This is a genomic window from Cohnella lupini, assembly GCF_003386205.1.
GTDB lineage: Bacteria > Bacillota > Bacilli > Paenibacillales > Paenibacillaceae > Cohnella > Cohnella lupini.
The window spans coordinates 303,598-322,160 of sequence record NZ_QRDY01000003.1 but is presented as its reverse complement, the minus strand read 5'-3'; the positions used below and the strand labels follow the sequence as shown (position 1 = coordinate 322,160).

Here is an 18,563-nt window from a genome sequence, read left to right as displayed (position 1 = left end):
TTTCCATCGGAAATTTCGCATTTTCCCGCAAAAATCGACATTATTCATCACGAGCTTGTTTATCTCATAATGAATACATAGAATAGAGCCGCGATCAAGAAACGATACCAAGCGAAATATTTCAACTTAAGCTTCTGCAATACTTTCAAGAAACCGATTACGACGATCCAAGCCACGAAGAAAGAAACAATGAATCCGGTTAACAGGAATCCAAGATCGATTTGACCCGAACGGAAATTGTCCAGATTGCTTAACACTTCATACCCGGTGGCGACCGTCATGATCGGTATGGCAATGAAGAAGGAGAAATCCGCGGAAGCGCGGTAGCTGACTCCCCCGAGCATGCCTGCGGCGATCGTGGAGCCCGATCTGGAGAATCCAGGCCACACGGCGGAAACGCATTGCAGAACGCCGATTAAGAGTGCTTGTTTGTAAGTAATGTCGTCCATCGTCTCGGATGTCCGCTTGATCTTGCCCGAATCGTACAAAATTTCGGTAACCCACATGTATATCCCGCCCGCTACGAGTGCCCATAGAACAGGCGCGGTGTGGAATCCGATTTCCTTAATATAGTCGCGGAAGAGGAATGCGATCCCCAATGGAGGAATGATGCCCAAGGCGACATGGATGAGGTTAAGACGACTCTTAGGGAAAGAATCGACCGATAACCCGCGAACGGCTTCTTTCTTCCCAATGCCGAACACTTGCAATATTTTACGACGGTATACGAGCGCGATGGCCAGAATGGCGGCGAACTGGATGACGATCTCGAACGTTTTGAGCTGTTCCGGCGTTTCTTCGTATCCGAGCAGTTTATTCGTCAGTATCATATGCCCCGTCGATGAAACGGGCAAAAACTCCGTTAACCCTTCGACAATTCCGAGTATGATGGAATCGAACCAATGCAGCATGTTAGCCATTCACTCCTCATTCTTGTAGATGTTCAAAAGCCGACTTACGATCACGAGATTAAGTAAAGCGCGAATTCGACCTTCTCGGTGCCGACAAGCCGGCTTTTGAACTTGATCTTAGTTGGACTAATTCCCCTTAAACAAGATACCGCCAACGAGGCGTGCGACAGCCCTCGATCAGCTGTTCGTCGTTGAGCGCTTCCGACAGGACGTGCCGAATGAAATCGGGGAGAAAATATCGAACGTCCTGCCCTTCCTTTAGTCCGAGGTACCCGACGCCGAAGGTGAACATGTCCAATGTTCCCACCGAATAGAGCCTGTCTTGATCCATTGCAAGTCCATTGACCTTAATCTCGGTGATCTTATGATAGGGAGCTCCCCCGGGATCGACCGCGACTTCCAAGCCGTCCAAGCATAACATCCCGAGCACTCGTCCGCGGAAACCGAATCCCCGGATTTCAAGCTGTTGGAATTCGGGCAACAAGCTTTCTTCCAGCGTTCTCAAGATCTGACGTCCCGTCAACCGGGTAAGGCAGGGGTTGATCGGGGAAGGACAAATCGCATGAATCGTTTCCTCCGTTACCGTGCCCGCCGGTATGCTTTCCAACAGTTGGCCTGCATTCACTAGCCCGATCTCCGCATCGGTAAGCCTGCGGATCGCGCTGGCAAGGAGCGTCGGCAACGGCGACTCCTTATCATAAGTAACCGTTAGCTCATTGCTTAAATGAGCGACTTCCCTGTCCAAGCTTTGCCTGGCTTGCCTGCGATAGTCGTCGATGATTTTGTCCAATTCGGCGTTCGGAGGATAATCGTCCGTAGGATGACTCCCCCCGGTTACCTTGATCAGCTTGTTTCCCTTTCCGAGCTCCAATTCCAAGTGGCCGATATGAAAACCGAACTTACCTGCCGCGCATATCGCGGTTTGTCCAACGTAAAGCGGAACCTCCAGAAGATGATGCGTGTGACCGCCCAAGATAAGATCGATCCCCTCCACCGAAACGGCTATCCGTTCGTCCTGCTTCAAGCCCAGATGGGACATAACAATCAACACGTCGGTTTCTTGGCGCAAACGTTCCGCTTCTTCCCTCAACGTTTCGAGTGGATCGGCGGATTCCCAACCGAGAAGATCGTAATAATCTCGGAAAGCGGGAGTGAGACCGATCAATCCGATTCGGATTCCCGCTCTCTCGACCGTTAACGTCGGAATCATCCAAGCGGGAGGCGCTCCCGTTCGGGCAAGCTTCATATTGGCGCATACGATCGGAACTGACATTCCGTGGAAAAGCTCGTCCAATTGCTCCGTGTCGTAGCTCAGCCCTTCATTATTGCCGAGCATTACCGCATCGTAGCCCATTTTCTCGATGATCGCGCGATTCACTGCCCCTTGGGTGCCTTCCGTTTCGATTCGGGCGCGATCCAAAAAATCGCCGCAATCGACGACGAGCAGCTTATCCGGGTCCACTCTTGTTCTTATATCGGATATGTAACCGGCAATCTTTGACGTTTCCTCGAAATGACTATGCAAATCGTTCGTGTGCAACAGAGTAATCGTCACGTTCGGCCCGCTCATCTAGATTTCAGTCCTTTAAGCATTAAGCTCGGTGAAACTTCGTTCAGAAATCCATAAGTCGCATCCTCCCCGAGAAGGGCATCGGATACGATTTTCACGGTAACGACGCTCTTGACGTTAAGACATGCGCTAGTTCCGTCCGGTACGTATAGACGAATCGGTTGTCCTTTCGCGAGCGGGAGTCCATCGACGGCATATTGGAACAAGGCTTTGCTTAGCTGACCCCAAGGAATCGTCGCTTGAAATTCGTCGGCCGCCCGGACGGTCAGATGCGTCGGTTGACCCGCAGGCAGGCCCTCCTTCGCTTCATCGGTTACCGTCCGCAGGACGGCCGAATACCAGCTTTGCAAATCGAATCCCTCTCCGATCGTTCCGGGGACGCGATCAGCCACCGGAAAAACGTCATTCGAGAGTTCAGCCATCGCTTTCGGATCGGTAAGGAATTGATATTTGTTAGGCAATATAACGGTTACGGACAAATTTCTTCTCTCCTAACCGCCGATTTGCGACATTCGCCGCACCGTCGGCACGTGGCTTTGTGTTTCTCCGGCGAGCAATGCGCCCATCTCGTGATTCTCCGGCTTGATAGCCATCGCTTTAAGGAACAACTGTTCCATCGCTTCAGGAGAGCCAAGGGAAGGCCGGACATTTAGCTCATCCACCCAGTAAAGGCAAGGTTTGATGTGCCCGTCCGCCGTTAACCGCAGGCGATTGCAGCTCTTGCAGAAATGTTCGCTGATCGGATGAATGAGCCCGAACGTACCGACGCCACCCGCGATTCGCCAATTTTCCGACGGCCCGCTGCCTTTCGGTCCTTCGGCCTGCTCAAGCTCGTAACCGAGACGCTTAGCCTCTTCGAGCACCGTGGATAACGGGAGGTAATGATCTCTCCAGCCGGCATCGTCGTGCCCGATCGGCATGTACTCGATAAATCGTACATGTAATGGCTGTTCCATCGCAAGCTTCAAGAACCGCCCGATCTCGTCTTCATTTACCCCCTTTAGCAATACGCAATTCAGCTTTATCGGAGTTAAACCGGCTTCGACGGCCGCCTCTATGCCTTCCCATACTTTATTCAAGTCGCCGCGACGGGCGATAAACTTGAATCGGGTGGCATCCATCGTATCCAAGCTGATATTCACGCGCTTTAAGCCGGCTTGTTTTAATTTCGCGGCTTGGGGAGCTAGCAGTAAACCGTTGGTCGTCAAGGAGATATCGTCCACTCCGGGCAATGCCGACAGACCGGCTACCAATTCCTCGAGACCGGGTCTGACTAACGGTTCGCCGCCGGTAATTCTGAATTTCCGTATGCCAAGCTTCGCGGCCGTCGACGCGACTTCGATAATTTGCGAATAGGAGAGCAGTTTGTCCTGCTCCATGAAAACCATGCCTTCTTCGGGCATGCAATAAAGGCAACGCAGATTGCAACGGTCCGTTACGGATATGCGCAAGTAGGTATGCTGTCTCCCGAACCTATCGATCAATTCCGGCATTCCACCCACTCCTTTTTTGCCATTCTAACACCCCTATAGCATAACATTTTCACAGGCGATATGGTATGCTTGCCGTATGGATTGTTTGACGCTTTGCGGGAGGATGTTGTACATAATGTTAACGTATACTTGGACGATATCTTTGTTTGCCGGGTTAGCCGAACGAGTGGGAACCCGCTCCCTTCAAATGAATTGGGATGAAACAGAGCTTCTGGCGAGTCAGATCAAGCAACGGCTGGCCGTGCGATTTCCGGAGCACTCCGCTGTTCTATCGGTTTGCTTCGTCGCGCAAAATCAGGCTTACGCCCATGATGATACTACCGTATTTCTCTCGGACGAGCTCGCTCTGCTGCCCCCGGTATCCGGCGGTTCCGACGTGACAGCGAGCGACGACGCCGAGTTGCCAATAGATAATGAGCGCTTTCTCATAACCGAAGCTCCGATACTCGTCGAACGGGTCCTATCCAAGGTATACCATCCCGATCACGGGGCGGCGATCGCTTTCGTGGGTACGACGAGGGAATGGACCGCGGGCACAAGAACGCTGACGCTGGAGTACGAGGCTTACGTACCCATGGCCAAGGCGGCACTAGCCCAAATCGGCGAGGAAATATCCGCCAAATGGCCCGGAACGTTGTGCGCCATTTCTCATCGAATCGGAACGGTCGGCATCGGAGAAATCAGCGTCGCGATCGCGGTTTCCTCTTCGCATCGTTCGGATGCCTACGAGTCGAGCCGTTATGCGATTGAACGGTTGAAGCAGAAGGTCCCGATTTGGAAAAAAGAGGTTTACGAGGACGGAACGGAGTGGAAGGGCCATCAATTAGGACCGTGGGATCCGACCGCGTCGCTTGACGGATCTGGAGGTGAATCGAAATGACAGCTAAAGGCGGGGATGCGCGATATGCCAGGCAGGTCCGATTTTCCTCCATTGGAGATCGTGGCCAAGATCTGTTGTTGCAATCGCATGCGGTTATCGTCGGAGTCGGGGCGCTCGGATGCGTGACGGCAAATCATCTCGCCCGTGCCGGCGTTGGCAAGCTGACGCTTATCGATAGGGATATCGTCGATCGAAGCAACCTTCAGCGGCAGCTGTTGTATGACGAGTCGGATGCGGCCGCCGCTACGCCCAAATCGATTGCAGCGGCTAATCGCCTACGGAAAATCAACAGCGGCATTGAGGTCGTATCGCATGTCGCCGATTTGGTTTCTTATAACGCCGAGACGTTATTGGCCGGGGCGGATATCATCGTGGACGGAACGGACAATTTCGGAGTTAGATATTTGATCAACGAATTCAGCGTAAAGCATGACGTGCCTTGGATATACGGCGGAGCGGTCGGCGCATCGGGAATGTCCCTTACGATATTGCCGGGCAGGACGCCTTGCCTGAGCTGCTTGTTTCCCGAACCTCCTCCGGGAGGCGCATTGGATACGTGCGAGACGGCTGGCGTCTTGTCGCCGATCATAGATACGATCGCCTCCATCCAGTCGATGGAAGCGATTAAGCTGTTAACGGGGCAACCCGAAGCTCTGCACGGCTCGTTGCTTCAGATCGATCTCTGGCAGCACCAATGGCAGTCCTTAGCGGTCGGCGGCGCGAGAAAGCCTTCTTGCCCCGTGTGCGGCGAACGTCGATTCGAAATCTTGGACGGAGAAGAGTCGACCGACGCGATGGCGGCTTCGCTGTGCGGCAGGAACACGGTTCAGGTAACGCCTGCTAGACCGATGACGTTGGACCTTACCCTGATCGAGCATCGGCTTCGCATCGCGGGTCGCACCGAGCTGAATCCATACTCCTTGCGGCTGCATTTGCCGGATGGGCTGACGTTCCTGCTCTTCGAGGATGGACGCGCGCTCGTCATGGGCACGGACGAATCCTATCTTGCCCGACGTACGTACGCCGGGCTCATGGGCGAATAAACGTTTAAGAAGCTGCCTCGCATAACGTCATCATGACGACATGCGGGGCAGCTTTGATTTCCTGGCTTATTCATAAGCCGACATCACTCTCTGTTCCAAGCTTCTACTTCTATCTCGCGAAGCAGCCTGCGGTGATCGGATAGCCGTATGTCGCCGGCTGCGGGAGATAACGCGTTGGCGCAGCCCGCAGCCGCGGCGTGCTTCAAGCACTCGACTGCCGTCCACTTCCTTACGAATCCGTATGCGTATCCAGCCACGAAAGCATCCCCGCACCCTACCGTATTAACCACGTCCAGCTTCGGTGTTCGGACTCGGTAATGCGACCCGTCAATTCCGGCTACCGCCCCTTCGCCCCCCAAAGTCACGACCACGTTAGCAACCCCTTGGTTCATCAAGGACGATACCCCGTCGAAGAGATTGCCATAGCCGTCTCCGGCTAGGAAAGGAACGATCTCCTCCTCGTTCGGCTTAATGAAACCGGGCTTTGCAACCAAGCCCTGCGTCAACGGCGCTCCGCTGGCATCCAGGAATACTTCGGCGCCTTCGGCCCGCGTTATCCCGATGAGCTCGGCGTAGAGAGAAGGAGAAAGCCCTCGCGGAATGCTGCCCGAGAAAATCACGAGCGCCGATTCTGCCGACAGACGGGTAAGCTTTCGTTTGAAATTCTCCAGATGCTCCTCAAGGATTTCCGGTCCTTGTTCCAATACTTCCGTGGACGAACCGTCCCTTCCGTCTATGAAATTCAAGCATAACCTCGATTCGCCGATCGCGCCGACGAATTCGGATTCGATTCCGAGCTCCTGCACTTGATCCGAAATGAATCGACCGTTATAGCCGCTCGCGAATCCGGTCGCGGCCATCGCCGGATGCCCCAACTGATGAAGCACCCTGGCCACGTTCACCCCTTTGCCTCCCGCCATGGACAATACCTTCTCCGCGCGCATGACCGTTCCCTTGGCCCAGGTAGGAACGTAATACGTTTTGTCGATGGCCGCGTTCAAAGTCACGGTCGTTATCTTCGCTCTAGCATTCGATTCCATCCGTCAAACCGCCCTCTTCTTATGCTTTGCCGATCGATCCGCATAATCTCATCTTCTCGATTGCCGCCGCTCTCAACGCGAGCTTGGCCGGAACCATGTATTTGCGCGGATCGTTTTCTTCCGGATTATCGGCGAACACCCGCTTGATCGCATCCGAGAAGACGATGCGCAGCTCGGTCGCCACGTTCATCTTGGACATTCCGAGCGATACGGCTTTCCTTACTTGCGCCTCGGGAATGCCCGAACCGCCGTGCAGGACGAGCGGAATAGACACCTTGGAAGCGATGCGTCCGATCCGGTCGAAATCGATATTCGGTTCGCCCTTGTATATCCCGTGGGCGGTGCCGATAGCAGGCGCTAACGTATGAACGCCCGTCATTTCCACGAATCTCGCGCATTCGTCGGGATCCGCCAGCAACGCGTCGCGTTCGTCGACGATGATATCGTCTTCTACCCCGCCGACCCTGCCAAGCTCAGCCTCGACGTTAACGCCTACTGCCGAGGCGGCTTCGACGACTTTACGCGTTTCGGCGACATTTCGGTCGAAGGGTTCATGGGAAGCATCGATCATGACGGATGTATAACCCGCTCTTATGCATTGCATGATGATGCCGAAATCCGAACAATGATCTAAATGGAGCGCAATCGGCACAGAGCTTCGATTGGCTGCTATGGTAGCCGCGGCGGCGATATAATCGGCCCCCAAGTGTTTGACCGTACCTACGGTAGATTGAATGATCAACGGCGACCTTGTTTCCTCTGCAGCCTCGACGACGGCCTGCAGCATCTCGAGCGTATGAACGTTAAACGCTCCGATGCAGTAGCCCTCCGCCCTTGCCTTGGCAAGTAGCGGGGTGGACGATACCAATGTCATGATAGATTCCTCCGATATGATGTCTATTGCCGTTATGATTGATGAATGGCATGCAATGCGCTTCCGATAATTCCGGCATCGTCGTTATGCTCGGCCGTTACGATCTTCAGATCCTCGCGAAAGTCGGGCAAGATCAAACGATAAAATTCATCTCTTAGCGGACCAAGAAGCCTATCGCCCGCCAAAGCTCCGCCTCCTCCGACCACGATCAACTCGGGGCTAAGCACCGTCGCGGCCGCGGCTAACGCTTGACCGTTGAGAATGCCCGCCCGGATAATCGTTTCCGTTGCCAGAGCATCGCCTTCATCCATCGCCTTGGAGAGATCGGCTGCGGTTAGTTTATCGATATCACCGCCGGGAAACCATTGCATAAGCAGGCTCTCCCTGCCTTCGGCGATCGCTTTCTTTGCTTGTCTGACCATGCCGGAAGCGGAAGCGACCGTTTCGAGGCAACCGACCAAGCCGCAGGAGCATCTCTCTTCAACGCCAGCCATTCGGACATGGCCGATTTCTCCCGCCATCGACTTATGCCCGTAGAGCAGCTTACCATCGTTAACGATTGCAGCCGCAATGCCGGTTCCGATCGTAATGCCGAGTATGTGCGAGTATCCCCGACCCGCTCCCGCAATCGCCTCTCCGTAAATATAAAGCCTTACGTCATTATCGATATAAACCGGCAATCCGATTTGTTTCTCCAGCTCAGGCGCGACGGACACGTTCCGCCATTTCAGATTACCCGCGAACTTGGATATCCCCTTCTTCGAATCGACGAGTCCGGGAATTCCGACGCCGACGCATGAGACGAAATGCTCGCTTGCCATGGCGTTCCTAATCACCCGCACCATGTCCGCTATTCTGTTCAACACCGATTCTTGCCCTAGCTTAGCTTCCGTTGGTCGTTTTAGCTTCCGTAGAACTCGCCCGTTCTCGTCCACCGCTCCGCAAACGATATTCGTTCCTCCGACGTCGACACCGATCGATACGACCATAGCGGGCCTACCCTTCCGGCGGGGATACCGTCATAACCGGATCCGCCATGTATATCGTTACGTTCGCAAGCTCAAGCGCATTGGATACAGCTTCGTTCGGGACTCCATCCGTAATGCAGGCATGCAATTCTCTAAAATCCGCTACTTGGAACAGAGACGATTTGCCGATCTTCGTTCGATCGAAGACAGCGATCGTCCGATCCGACCTCTTCATGAGGAGGTTGGCTATATTGGCTTCAAGCTCCGAATAAGTGCTGACGCCTTGTTCCGTAACGCCGTCGACACCCATGAACATCAAATGTATATTTAACGCTTTAACCGTTTGCTCCGCTAATGGGCCGCACAACTCGAAGCTTCTGTTCCGCAACACTCCGCCCGTCAGCACGACTTGAAGCTCCTCGCTGTCCGCAAGCTCCATCGCGATGTTTACCGCATTGGTCACCACCGTAATATTGCGGCGTTTCTTCAATGCTTTCGCGATCAGGAATGTCGTCGTACCGCCCGTCAAGCCGACTACGTCGCCTTCCCCTACCAACGCCGCGGCTCTAGCGGCGATGGCTTCCTTCTCCCGGAACAGCGCGCTCTGCTTCTCGTGGAAGGGAATCTCGCGAATGATTCCGCCGCTTTCGTATTTCGCTCCTCCGCCCATCGTACGGATGACCCGCCCCGTTTTCTCCAAATCGTCGAGATCCCGTCTTGCCGTTGCCTCCGAGCAATCGAACTTCTCCGTCATCTCCGGCAGGGAAATGCTGCCGTACCTTTCAAGATAAGAGAGTACCTGCTCCTGACGTTCCGATTTGTTGCGTGTCATGTTCAAGACTCCCCTTATGATCAGATCGTTACCACCTGCGTTAGATTCCTAGGATGATCCGGATCTACGCCCCGTTTCATCGCGGTATAGAATCCGAGATACTGAAGCAATGGAAGGTATAATACCGTCCGCGCTTCATCCGAGAGCGAAGCCGCCCCGATCTCGAATACCGAGTCGGCGAATGCCGTATCTTCCCCTCCTGCAGTCGTTACGAGCAGAATGAATGCGCCATACGCTTTCATTTCCTCCGCGACCTTCAATTCGTACGCTCGCGCTTGCTCGGATACGAGGAGACATACGAGAGTCCCCGGTTCAACGACCGATTTCGGTCCGTGGCGAAACTCTAAAGTTCCGTAGCTCTCCGTCCAAACGTAAGACATTTCCTTCAGCTTCAGCCCGACTTCCTGCGACAGCCCGTAATAGGCGCCCATTCCAAGATAAATATATTTGATGAAGTCGTTGGCCGCGACCAAGCTCTCCGCAAAATCACGGCCGGAATTCACGATATCGCCTTGAAGCTCAAGTACCTTTTCCATTTGTTCCGCGTAGTTGCCGCCTGCCGCTTGAGCGATAGCCGCCTGCATCATGTACGTCATGCTGCTGAACGACTTCGTCATCACCGTGCTTTGTTCTTTGCCAAGCGGAGATATCAAGCATTCGGTCATTAAACCCAATCTGCTTGATTCGTAACACGTAATGCCGCAAGTACTCCAATTCGACAGCTCCTCCACCGAGTTCAGCGCCAGAATGACCTCCGAAGACTCTCCGGACCGCGACACGCCCACGAGCAGAACTTTGCGTCCGCGAGCGACCGACTGATCCCTGAACAGGAAAATATCCGAGGACGGCAGAGCGATCGCGCTGCGCCCAAGCCATTGACGGAACGTCGTCGCCATCACTTTCGCTTGATAATAGGAAGATCCCGAGCCGATGAACACGACCTCATCGTACTCGCCGTTGGCCATGTAATCACGTACCCAGTTTTGCTGCATTTTCAACTGTTCCCAAGCCGCCGACAAAGCTTCTGCCTGGCTGCCTATTTCAGGTAACGTAATCGTTCCTCTACTCATTTCGAATCGCTCCTGTCTTGTTCTATTATTTGTTAATGAAATTATACATCATTATAAATGAAATATTCAATCATAATATGAAAATAATTAGCAAGATCTGTGCCGCCATAACCGCAAGGGGCGAAACAATAAGTCAATTACCTTACCCAGATTCTAGGAGGAAATATCGCAACATTATATTGCAAGTAAACGCTTTACTTGGTAGCATAGAAATTGTGAAGATTTAATCGAAATTTGTCTTTTATCCGAGTTTCCTGTCGAGGTGTCATATGAAGGTCCATATTACAGATGTGAGATCAGGAGATCGTTTAACCGAGGATGTATTCAATTCCTTTGGGCTTCACGTCCTATCCAAAGGGACAACCTTAAACGAGAAAGAGCTATCCCGGATGTACCAGCACCAGATCGACTACATCGAAATCGAGTGGCGGGCCGGCCAATCCGCCGAGGTCGTCGAAGAACAACCGTCCGCTCCCGCGTATAACCCCTTGCTTCGTCCGCTCTACCACGATGCGGTAGCCGGCGCGGAACAATTATTCGAAAGGGCGCTGGTGGAAGGCAGAATTTACGAGGAAGACATTAAAGAAAGCTTCCAGCCTCTCGTGGACAATTTTCGCATGGAACGCGATGTCGTTTCGCTGCTTCTCATGCTGAACAGCCAGGACGATTATACTTACCAGCATTCCGTTCAAGTCGGAATGCTTAGCTACTACATAGCTCGTTGGCTTAACTGGAGCGAAGAAGAGACCGTGCGGGCCGGTAAAGCGGGTTTCCTTCACGATATCGGGAAATGCAAAATCGCCGAGGCCATTCTAAACAAACCGAATAAATTAACCGACGAGGAATACGAGGAAATCAAAAACCATCCTCAATTCGGCTACGATATTCTGAATAATTCGTTCGAAGATCCCGCCATCGCTCTAGCCGCGTTACAGCATCATGAACGAATGGACGGCAAAGGCTACCCATTGGGCTTATCCGGGGAAGACATCCATCCCATGGCCAGAATCGTGGCCGTCGCGGACGTGTATAGCGCCATGATTTCCTCGCGCGCTTATAGCGAGAAAAGGGATCTATTGTTCGTACTGCGGGAGATGCATGCGCTTAGCTTCCACGAATTAGATCCCGATATTACTCATACCTTCATCCGGCATATGATTCCGAATTTCATCGGCAAGAGGGTAGAACTATCGACCGGGGAATCCGGCAATATCGTCATGACTCATCCCACCGATTATTTCCGGCCGCTCGTTCAAATCGGCGATAAGTTCATAGACTTATCCGTCCATCGCCAAATCGAAATCAAGCAAGTGTTCATGTAAAATGCGAAACGACAAAAGGCAATTCACGGTAAATCCTCCCGCGAATTGCCTTTTGTCGTTTCCCTGTCGTTAAAAATATCGTTTGGCGTAAAGGAATGTATCCTTCCAGTATTGCTTGTTGATCGGAGTCACCTGTACGCCGTTTTCCGGCTCGGGACTGGCGTGAATCATATTGCCATCTCCTATATAGATGCCTACGTGCCCAACGGTTTCGTTGCTTTTGAATCTGCCCGGCACGTAGAAGAACAACAGATCCCCGACTTGAAGATTGTCCCTCGCGACATAGGTTCCCATTTCCGCTTGCTGACTCGCTACCCGAGGCAATTTCACATTGAACTGTTCGAAAACTAACTGGGTAAACGAAGAGCAATCGAACGTTCCGGATTCCTTGTAAGGGCCGGCGCCGAACTCATAGACGATCCCAAGATACTTCTTGGCAAAAGCCACCAAGGTATCGTCTCTTGTAGCGTTGGACTCACCCGATGCAACCGCCATGGCCGTCTTCGCCGGTTTCTTACGGGCGTCCCCGAAATCCTGGCTCCCGCCGTTAACTCCGGTTTCATTCGAGGACGGTTTAGGGTAGAAGGCAACGTCATCCGTCTCCACCGTGAACACCGTGAGTTTCCCGAACAGCTGCTGAAGACCGGAAACGGGAATATAGAGCTGGTTATCCTCTTTGATCGCCGAAGCAGGCATGCGAACGTTTTTACCCGCCGCGTCTACTGTCGTCTGACCCGTCCGAAATCTCCATATCGCATCGTAATCCCCTACTCCGTACGAACCGTCCCTTAACCATGCTCCATGATAACCCGTCGCTTGCGTGAAGTCGGCCAACGAGACGTAGGCGGTATTCTGCAGCGTATGAATCGGTACGATATGGCGTCCTTCCTTCAGTTCCGCCGGCGAATCGCCTGCGGATTTCACCTTTACCGGTCCTGAATGCTGCTTTAAGTTCATCGTGTCTCCCGGATTTTTGACGCAACCTGCCAGCAAGACAAGAGCGATGAGCAAAGAAAATAACCTAATCCAAATCTTCATTCGGTTGAGCCGCCTTCCAAGGGAATGATGTTGCTTCCTCTAGGATGACGTTTGACCTATTCGATTATTCGGCCATTCAGCCACGTAACGAAAACAAAAGCGCATCCGAGGATCTCGGACGCGCTTTCGTTATCGGAACGGATATTATCCGATACTGCCTTCCATCTCGAACTTGATGAGACGGTTCATCTCGACAGCGTACTCCATCGGCAATTCTTTGGTGAACGGCTCGATGAAGCCCATGACGATCATTTGCGTCGCTTCCGCATCCGACAACCCGCGGCTCATCAGATAGAACAACTGATCTTCCGATACCTTGGAGACGGTCGCTTCGTGCTCAAGCGTAATGTTATCGTTCATGATTTCGTTGTAAGGAATCGTATCGCTCGTCGATTGATCGTCGAGGATAAGAGTATCGCACTTGATGTTTGCTTTCGCGCCTTCGGCATTGCGACCGAAGGATGCAAGTCCGCGATACGTAACTTTACCGCCATGCTTGGAGATCGACTTGGAAATAATCGTCGAGCTCGTGTCCGGAGCCAAGTGGATCATTTTCGCGCCGGCATCTTGATGTTGGCCTTTACCCGCAACGGCGATGGAAAGAACCATGCCCTTCGCTCCGCGACCTTTCAAGACTACCGCAGGATATTTCATAGTCAGCTTGGAACCGATGTTACCATCGACCCACTCCATCGTGGCGTTCTCTTCCGCTACCGCACGTTTGGTCACGAGGTTGTAGATGTTCGGTGCCCAGTTCTGAATCGTCGTGTAGCGAACGCGAGCATCCTTCTTAACGATGATTTCAACTACCGCGCTATGAAGGGAGTTCGTGCTGTATACGGGAGCCGTGCAGCCCTCTACGTAATGAACGGAGCTTCCTTCGTCAGCGATGATCAGAGTACGCTCGAATTGACCCATGTTCTCGGAGTTGATACGGAAGTACGCTTGAAGCGGAACCGTAGCTTGAACGCCTTTAGGAACGTAGATGAAGCTTCCTCCGGACCATACCGCGCTGTTCAACGCCGCGAACTTGTTATCCGTCGGCGGGATGACCGTTCCGAAATATTCTTTGAAAATTTCCGGATAATCGCGGATAGCCGAATCCGTGTCCGAGAATATAACGCCTTGCTTCGTTAATTCTTCTTGCATGCTGTGATATACGACTTCCGATTCGTATTGCGCGGACACGCCGGCAAGGAACTTCTGCTCCGCTTCGGGAATGCCTAGCTTGTCGAAAGTAGCCTTAATCTCTTCAGGCACTTCCTCCCACGTTTTCCCTTGCTTCTCCGATGGTTTAACGTAATATTGGATTTCTTCGAAATCCAAATCGTCCATGTTGCCGCCCCACTTCGGCATTTCCATCTTGCGGAATTGCTCCAGCGACTTCAGACGGAACTTAAGCATCCATTCCGGCTCGCCCTTCATCTCCGAAATCGTGCGAACGATTTCTTCGGTCAAACCTTTACCGGATTGGAAAATCGCCTTATGCTCATCGCGAAACCCGTATTTGTACTCTTCCATATCGGGCATTTGCTTAGCCATAATCATCAACCTCCTTGTTTATTCTTCAATGCCTTCGAGCTTACCCTTGCCGTGCTCTACGCCTTTGCGAAGCGCGTTCCAAGCCAGAGTCGCGCACTTGATTCTTGCGGGAAATTTATTAACGCCCGATAAAGCCTCGACGTCTTCGTAATCTCCGAATGTGGCAGGTTCGCCTTTCATCAGGGAAGAGAAATTATCAGCCATCCGCAATGCTTCTTCCGACGTCTTTCCCATGACCGCTTCCGTCATCATCGACGCCGACGACATGCTGATCGAGCAGCCTTCCCCCGTGAATTTCACGTTGCGTACGATGCCGTCCTCCAGTTGAAGCTGAAGGGAAATGCGATCGCCGCAGGTCGGGTTGTTCAGGTTGACCGTAACGGATTCATTGTCCAACTCGCCCCGGTTTCTCGGGGTTTTATAATGATCCATGATGACGCGGCGGTACAAATCATCTAATTGGCTCATAACCGAAAAACTCCTTCGTCTTAACCAGCGCTTCGGCAAGCCTGTCGACATCTTGCTCCGTGTTGTAGAGATAGAAGCTCGCTCTTGCCGTAGCGCTCACCTTCAACCATCTCATCAGAGGTTGGCAGCAGTGATGGCCTGCCCTAACCGCAATCCCTTCGGTATCGAGGACGGTGGCAACGTCATGCGGGTGAACGTCTCCAAGATTGAAGGTGACGAGTCCGGCGCGTTCTTCGCGCGGCCCGTAAATCGTCAAACCGTCAATGTTGGACAGTCTCTCCATGGCATATCGGGTGAGCTTCTTCTCATGCTGGTCGATATTGTGAAGTCCGATCTGCTCCAGGAAGTCGATCGCGGCGCCGAGTCCCACGGCTCCCGCGATAATAGGCGTACCGCCCTCGAACTTCCAAGGCAGCTCTTTCCAAGTGGAATCTTGCAACTCGACGAAATCGATCATTTCTCCGCCGAACTCGACGGGCTCCATGCGTTCGAGCAATTGCGCTTTCCCATAGAGTGCCCCGATTCCGGTCGGAGCGCACATCTTATGACCGGACAAAGAGTAGAAGTCGACATCCAGCGCTTGTACGTCCACTTTAATGTGAGGCGTGCTCTGAGCGCCGTCTACGACGATAATCGCGCCCTTACGGTGCGCGATCTCGGCAATCTTAGCGATCGGATTAATCGTTCCGAGCACATTGGAGACGTAAGTGATGGAAACGATCTTCGTTCGTTCCGTCACCGTCTCTTCCACGTCCTCGAGCGAAATGGTTCCATCCGGTTGCAAAGGAATATATTTGAGCGTCGCACCCGTCGCCTTGGCCGCTTGTTGCCAAGGAATCAGGTTGCTGTGATGCTCCATCGGAGTAATGACGATTTCGTCGCCCTCGCGAAGCGTCTGACGCGCATATCCCGATGCTACGATATTCAATGCCGTCGTCGTTCCGCGAGTGAAAATAACTTGGCGGGAAGCGGGAGCGTTAATGAACCGGGCGACCTTCTCCCGAGCCCCTTCGTACGCGTCCGTAGCCCTTGATCCCAAAGTATGAACGCCGCGGTGAACGTTGGCGTTATCCCATTCGTAATACTTTTTAACGGCTTCGATAACGGAGCGCGGCTTCTGAGTCGTAGCCGCGTTATCCAGGTATACGAGAGGGTGCCCGTTAATATCTTGGTGAAGAATCGGAAATTCCGATTTCAATGCGATGGGATCCATAATCAGCCCAGCTTTCTTTCAAGGATGCGGTGCAGTTGCTCGCGCAGCCCTTTCAGCGGGATTTCGGATACTACCGGATCGAGAAACCCGTGTATGATTAGGCGTTCCGCTTCTTTGCGGGAAATTCCCCGCGACATCAGATAGTACACTTGATCGGCGTTGACTTGACCGACGCTTGCAGCGTGACCCGCCTTAACGTCGTCTTCGTCGATCAGAAGAATCGGGTTGGCGTCTCCGCGCGCTTTCGGGCTCAGCATTAGAACTTTCTCGGTTTGCTGGCCGTTCGCTTTCGTTGCGCCTTTCTCGATCTTCGTAATTCCGTTGATGATCGCCGTCGATTCGTCCTTCATTACTGCGCGAGTAATCATGTCGCTCTCGGTCGAACGTCCGAAGTGAACCGCTTGAGTCGTAAGACTCATGCGTTGATTGCCCGTTCCGATGGAAATAATCTTGGAATCGGACGTAGAGCCGTTGCCCTTAAGGACCGATTTCGTATCTGTAATGGAATTACCGTTATGCAGATCTCCCACGATCCACTCGATGCGGGCGTCGTTGTCTAGAATCGCGCGACGGTAAGAGATATCGATTGCGCTGTTATCCATTTGATGAACCGCGGCGTATTGTACGAGCGATCCCGATTTCGCGAACACTTCAACGGCGCTATTGTGGAGCAACGTGGAAGTCGTTTCTCCAAGTGACGAAGCCACTTGCTCCACGAAGGAAACGCGGCTATTGCTTTCCGCGATGACGAGAACATGAGGCATGAACGTCGCTTCCGCATCGTCCGCGAACAGCAAAGCTTGAATCGGCTCTTCGATCGTGACGTTGCGCGGAACGTAGAGGAATACTCCTCCGTTCCATAAAGCGGCATGTACCGCGGAGAGCTTGTGCTCGTCTTTGGCGTATGCCGTCATGAAGTGCTTGCGCAGCAGATCTTCGTGACTGCGAGCCGCTTCTTCCAAGCTCGTTAGAATAACGCCTTGAGCCTTAAGCTCTTCGGAAAGCTGAGTAAAGATAACGGAAGAATTGTGCTGCACGATCAGCGCGCTGCCGTTTTCCTCCGGCAATAATGCTTTAATCGCTTCTGGCAATTCCGAAACCGCAGCTACGTTCTTACCTGGTCGGCTGACTCCGTACTGATCTAACGTCCAACGCGTTAGGGGGAGCTTCTCCGGTTTAGGAAGATTAAGCTCGGTCGCCAATTGACCGGCTTCCTCGCGCTGGGCGACTAACCAAGCGGGTTCGTTCTTGCTGCGGGAAATCGCCGCTGCCGCGTCTCTCCCGAAAGAGGTGGTTGGTGTACTCATGATTGCTATGCCCCCTCTTAAGCTTGGCCGACGGTCTCGTCGACGATGCCCAGTTCTTCTTTGACCCAATCATAGCCTTCGGCTTCCAGACGTTGAGCCAGTTCAGGTCCGCCGGACTTAACGATGCGGCCCTGCATCATAACGTGAACGTAATCCGGAGTGATATAGTTCAGCAAACGCTGATAGTGAGTGATGATCAGAAATCCGCGATCTTCGGAGCGCATCGCGTTCACGCCTTCGGCAACGATGCGAAGAGCATCGATGTCCAAACCGGAGTCGATTTCATCCAAAATAACGAGCTTAGGCTCGAGCAGCATCATTTGCAGGATTTCATTGCGCTTTTTCTCTCCGCCGGAGAAGCCTTCGTTCAGGTAACGGTGCATGAACTCGGGGTTCATTTCCAGTTCCTTCATCTTGCCTTCCATTTGACGAACGAATTTGATCAGGGAAATCTCGTTGCCTTCGCCGCGACGCGCGTTAATCGCGCTGCGCAAGAAATCCGCGTTCGTTACGCCCGTTATCTCGCTTGGATATTGCATAGCCAAGAACAGACCCGCGCGAGCGCGCTCGTCCACCGCCATCTCCAGCACGTCCTCGCCGTTAAGCGTGACGGAGCCGTCGGTCACTTCATATTTAGGATGCCCCATGAGCGCGGATGCCAACGTACTTTTACCTGTACCGTTAGGGCCCATGATCGCATGAACTTCTCCGCCTTTGATCTTAAGATCGATGCCTTTCAGAATCTCTTTGCCCTCTATGGACGATTTCAGGCCTTGAATTTCGAATTGAGTTGTCATTCACTTACCTCCAAGTTTCTATGAGGATTCATAGAGTCCTTTCGTATAGTCACCGATAATCCGAGACATCGAATTCACTCTTGTATTAAATCCTTATTTATAATCATTTTAATTTGATTCTCAATGATTCTCAATAACAATTTTATGAAAGAAACATAAAAAAAGCAAACCGGGCCTTTTCCCTCTTGGGATTTA

General features: G+C 52.7%; 18 protein-coding genes. 3 read left to right on the top strand and 15 right to left on the bottom strand.

Going from position 1 to position 18,563, the window contains the following annotated elements; all coding sequences use genetic code 11:
* Positions 1-59: 59 nt before the first annotated feature.
* From DFP95_RS08360 to moaA, 4 genes are all read right to left on the bottom strand, one after another.
* A complete protein-coding gene (locus DFP95_RS08360; RefSeq protein ID WP_147304153.1) occupies positions 60-911 on the bottom strand; it encodes an undecaprenyl-diphosphate phosphatase in 852 nt (283 codons plus the stop codon).
* Between the two features lie 136 nt (positions 912-1,047).
* A complete protein-coding gene (locus DFP95_RS08355) occupies positions 1,048-2,481 on the bottom strand; it encodes a bifunctional metallophosphatase/5'-nucleotidase (RefSeq protein ID WP_115992136.1) in 1,434 nt (477 codons plus the stop codon).
* Entirely contained in the window at positions 2,478-2,960 is a 483-nt protein-coding gene (locus tag DFP95_RS08350; protein ID WP_115992135.1) for a molybdopterin-binding protein, read from the bottom strand. Before DFP95_RS08350 ends, DFP95_RS08355 begins: the two co-directional genes overlap by 4 nt.
* Before the next feature lie 12 nt (positions 2,961-2,972).
* Positions 2,973-3,974 carry a GTP 3',8-cyclase MoaA gene (gene moaA / locus DFP95_RS08345; RefSeq protein WP_115992134.1) on the bottom strand — a complete coding sequence of 334 codons (1,002 nt, stop codon included), beginning with the start codon at positions 3,972-3,974 and terminating at the stop codon, positions 2,973-2,975.
* A gap of 115 nt (positions 3,975-4,089) precedes the next feature.
* Between moaA and DFP95_RS08340 the strand changes: the two genes are divergently transcribed.
* Both DFP95_RS08340 and DFP95_RS08335 read left to right on the top strand, forming a co-directional pair.
* Entirely contained in the window at positions 4,090-4,854 is a 765-nt protein-coding gene (locus DFP95_RS08340) for a molybdenum cofactor biosynthesis protein (RefSeq protein ID WP_115992133.1), read from the top strand.
* On the top strand, positions 4,851-5,897 hold the full coding sequence (locus DFP95_RS08335) for a ThiF family adenylyltransferase (protein ID WP_115992132.1): 1,047 nt from the start codon (positions 4,851-4,853) through the stop codon (positions 5,895-5,897). The genes DFP95_RS08340 and DFP95_RS08335 overlap by 4 nt, the downstream gene beginning before the upstream one ends.
* An 83-nt stretch (positions 5,898-5,980) precedes the next feature.
* Here the strand turns inward: DFP95_RS08335 and DFP95_RS08330 are convergent, their stop codons facing one another.
* From DFP95_RS08330 to DFP95_RS08310, 5 genes are read right to left on the bottom strand one after another with little or no spacing between them, the layout of a single operon-like run.
* Positions 5,981-6,937: a 1-phosphofructokinase family hexose kinase gene (locus DFP95_RS08330; RefSeq protein WP_115992131.1), complete on the bottom strand. Its 957-nt coding sequence runs from the start codon at positions 6,935-6,937 to the stop codon at positions 5,981-5,983.
* 19 nt (positions 6,938-6,956) lie between these two features.
* Positions 6,957-7,811, bottom strand: a complete 855-nt coding sequence (gene fba / locus DFP95_RS08325) for a class II fructose-1,6-bisphosphate aldolase (protein WP_115992130.1) — start codon at positions 7,809-7,811, stop codon at positions 6,957-6,959.
* A 32-nt stretch (positions 7,812-7,843) separates the two neighbouring features.
* A complete protein-coding gene (locus DFP95_RS08320) occupies positions 7,844-8,800 on the bottom strand; it encodes an ROK family protein (RefSeq protein WP_115992129.1) in 957 nt (318 codons plus the stop codon).
* A gap of 7 nt (positions 8,801-8,807) precedes the next feature.
* Positions 8,808-9,611, bottom strand: a complete 804-nt coding sequence (locus tag DFP95_RS08315; RefSeq protein ID WP_115992128.1) for a DeoR/GlpR family DNA-binding transcription regulator — start codon at positions 9,609-9,611, stop codon at positions 8,808-8,810.
* A gap of 20 nt (positions 9,612-9,631) precedes the next feature.
* A complete protein-coding gene (locus DFP95_RS08310; RefSeq protein ID WP_115992127.1) occupies positions 9,632-10,681 on the bottom strand; it encodes an SIS domain-containing protein in 1,050 nt (349 codons plus the stop codon).
* Positions 10,682-10,950: 269 nt separating this feature from the next.
* On the opposite strand from DFP95_RS08310, the gene DFP95_RS08305 reads away from it, so the two are divergent.
* The gene (locus DFP95_RS08305; protein WP_115992126.1) at positions 10,951-12,003 is read left to right on the top strand and encodes an HD-GYP domain-containing protein; all 1,053 of its coding nucleotides are present in this window, start codon (positions 10,951-10,953) and stop codon (positions 12,001-12,003) included.
* A gap of 69 nt (positions 12,004-12,072) precedes the next feature.
* Here the strand turns inward: DFP95_RS08305 and DFP95_RS08300 are convergent, their stop codons facing one another.
* From DFP95_RS08300 to sufC, 6 genes are all read right to left on the bottom strand, one after another.
* Positions 12,073-13,041 (bottom strand): C40 family peptidase, encoded by a 969-nt coding sequence (locus tag DFP95_RS08300; RefSeq protein WP_245987475.1) that lies wholly within the window; start codon positions 13,039-13,041, stop codon positions 12,073-12,075.
* Positions 13,042-13,185: 144 nt separating this feature from the next.
* Positions 13,186-14,583, bottom strand: a complete 1,398-nt coding sequence (sufB, locus tag DFP95_RS08295) for a Fe-S cluster assembly protein SufB (RefSeq protein ID WP_115992125.1) — start codon at positions 14,581-14,583, stop codon at positions 13,186-13,188.
* Between the two features lie 18 nt (positions 14,584-14,601).
* Positions 14,602-15,051, bottom strand: a complete 450-nt coding sequence (gene sufU / locus DFP95_RS08290; protein WP_115992124.1) for a Fe-S cluster assembly sulfur transfer protein SufU — start codon at positions 15,049-15,051, stop codon at positions 14,602-14,604.
* Positions 15,035-16,264 carry a cysteine desulfurase gene (locus DFP95_RS08285; protein ID WP_115992123.1) on the bottom strand — a complete coding sequence of 410 codons (1,230 nt, stop codon included), beginning with the start codon at positions 16,262-16,264 and terminating at the stop codon, positions 15,035-15,037. Before DFP95_RS08285 ends, sufU begins: the two co-directional genes overlap by 17 nt.
* Positions 16,265-16,266: 2 nt before the next feature.
* The gene (gene sufD / locus DFP95_RS08280; RefSeq protein WP_115992122.1) at positions 16,267-17,571 is read right to left on the bottom strand and encodes a Fe-S cluster assembly protein SufD; all 1,305 of its coding nucleotides are present in this window, start codon (positions 17,569-17,571) and stop codon (positions 16,267-16,269) included.
* A gap of 17 nt (positions 17,572-17,588) precedes the next feature.
* Positions 17,589-18,368, bottom strand: coding sequence for a Fe-S cluster assembly ATPase SufC (gene sufC / locus DFP95_RS08275; protein WP_115992121.1), 780 nt, complete (start codon positions 18,366-18,368; stop codon positions 17,589-17,591).
* Positions 18,369-18,563: the final 195 nt, after the last annotated feature.

Bases quoted from the DNA above. Each gene is read 5' to 3' on its own strand.
- sufU (WP_115992124.1), bottom strand. From the start codon at position 15,051: ATGAGCCAATTAGATGATTTGTACCGCCGCGTCATCATGGATCATTAT.
- DFP95_RS08310 (WP_115992127.1), bottom strand. From the start codon at position 10,681: ATGAGTAGAGGAACGATTACGTTACCTGAAATAGGCAGCCAGGCAGAA.
- DFP95_RS08300 (WP_245987475.1), bottom strand. From the start codon at position 13,041: ATGAAGATTTGGATTAGGTTATTTTCTTTGCTCATCGCTCTTGTCTTG.
- fba (WP_115992130.1), bottom strand. From the start codon at position 7,811: ATGACATTGGTATCGTCCACCCCGCTACTTGCCAAGGCAAGGGCGGAG.
- DFP95_RS08335 (WP_115992132.1), top strand. From the start codon at position 4,851: ATGACAGCTAAAGGCGGGGATGCGCGATATGCCAGGCAGGTCCGATTT.
- DFP95_RS08355 (WP_115992136.1), bottom strand. From the start codon at position 2,481: ATGAGCGGGCCGAACGTGACGATTACTCTGTTGCACACGAACGATTTG.
- DFP95_RS08320 (WP_115992129.1), bottom strand. From the start codon at position 8,800: ATGGTCGTATCGATCGGTGTCGACGTCGGAGGAACGAATATCGTTTGC.
- DFP95_RS08360 (WP_147304153.1), bottom strand. From the start codon at position 911: ATGCTGCATTGGTTCGATTCCATCATACTCGGAATTGTCGAAGGGTTA.
- DFP95_RS08315 (WP_115992128.1), bottom strand. From the start codon at position 9,611: ATGACACGCAACAAATCGGAACGTCAGGAGCAGGTACTCTCTTATCTT.
- DFP95_RS08285 (WP_115992123.1), bottom strand. From the start codon at position 16,264: ATGGATCCCATCGCATTGAAATCGGAATTTCCGATTCTTCACCAAGAT.
- sufB (WP_115992125.1), bottom strand. From the start codon at position 14,583: ATGGCTAAGCAAATGCCCGATATGGAAGAGTACAAATACGGGTTTCGC.
- moaA (WP_115992134.1), bottom strand. From the start codon at position 3,974: ATGCCGGAATTGATCGATAGGTTCGGGAGACAGCATACCTACTTGCGC.
- DFP95_RS08330 (WP_115992131.1), bottom strand. From the start codon at position 6,937: ATGGAATCGAATGCTAGAGCGAAGATAACGACCGTGACTTTGAACGCG.
- sufC (WP_115992121.1), bottom strand. From the start codon at position 18,368: ATGACAACTCAATTCGAAATTCAAGGCCTGAAATCGTCCATAGAGGGC.
- DFP95_RS08305 (WP_115992126.1), top strand. From the start codon at position 10,951: ATGAAGGTCCATATTACAGATGTGAGATCAGGAGATCGTTTAACCGAG.
- sufD (WP_115992122.1), bottom strand. From the start codon at position 17,571: ATGAGTACACCAACCACCTCTTTCGGGAGAGACGCGGCAGCGGCGATT.
- DFP95_RS08340 (WP_115992133.1), top strand. From the start codon at position 4,090: ATGTTAACGTATACTTGGACGATATCTTTGTTTGCCGGGTTAGCCGAA.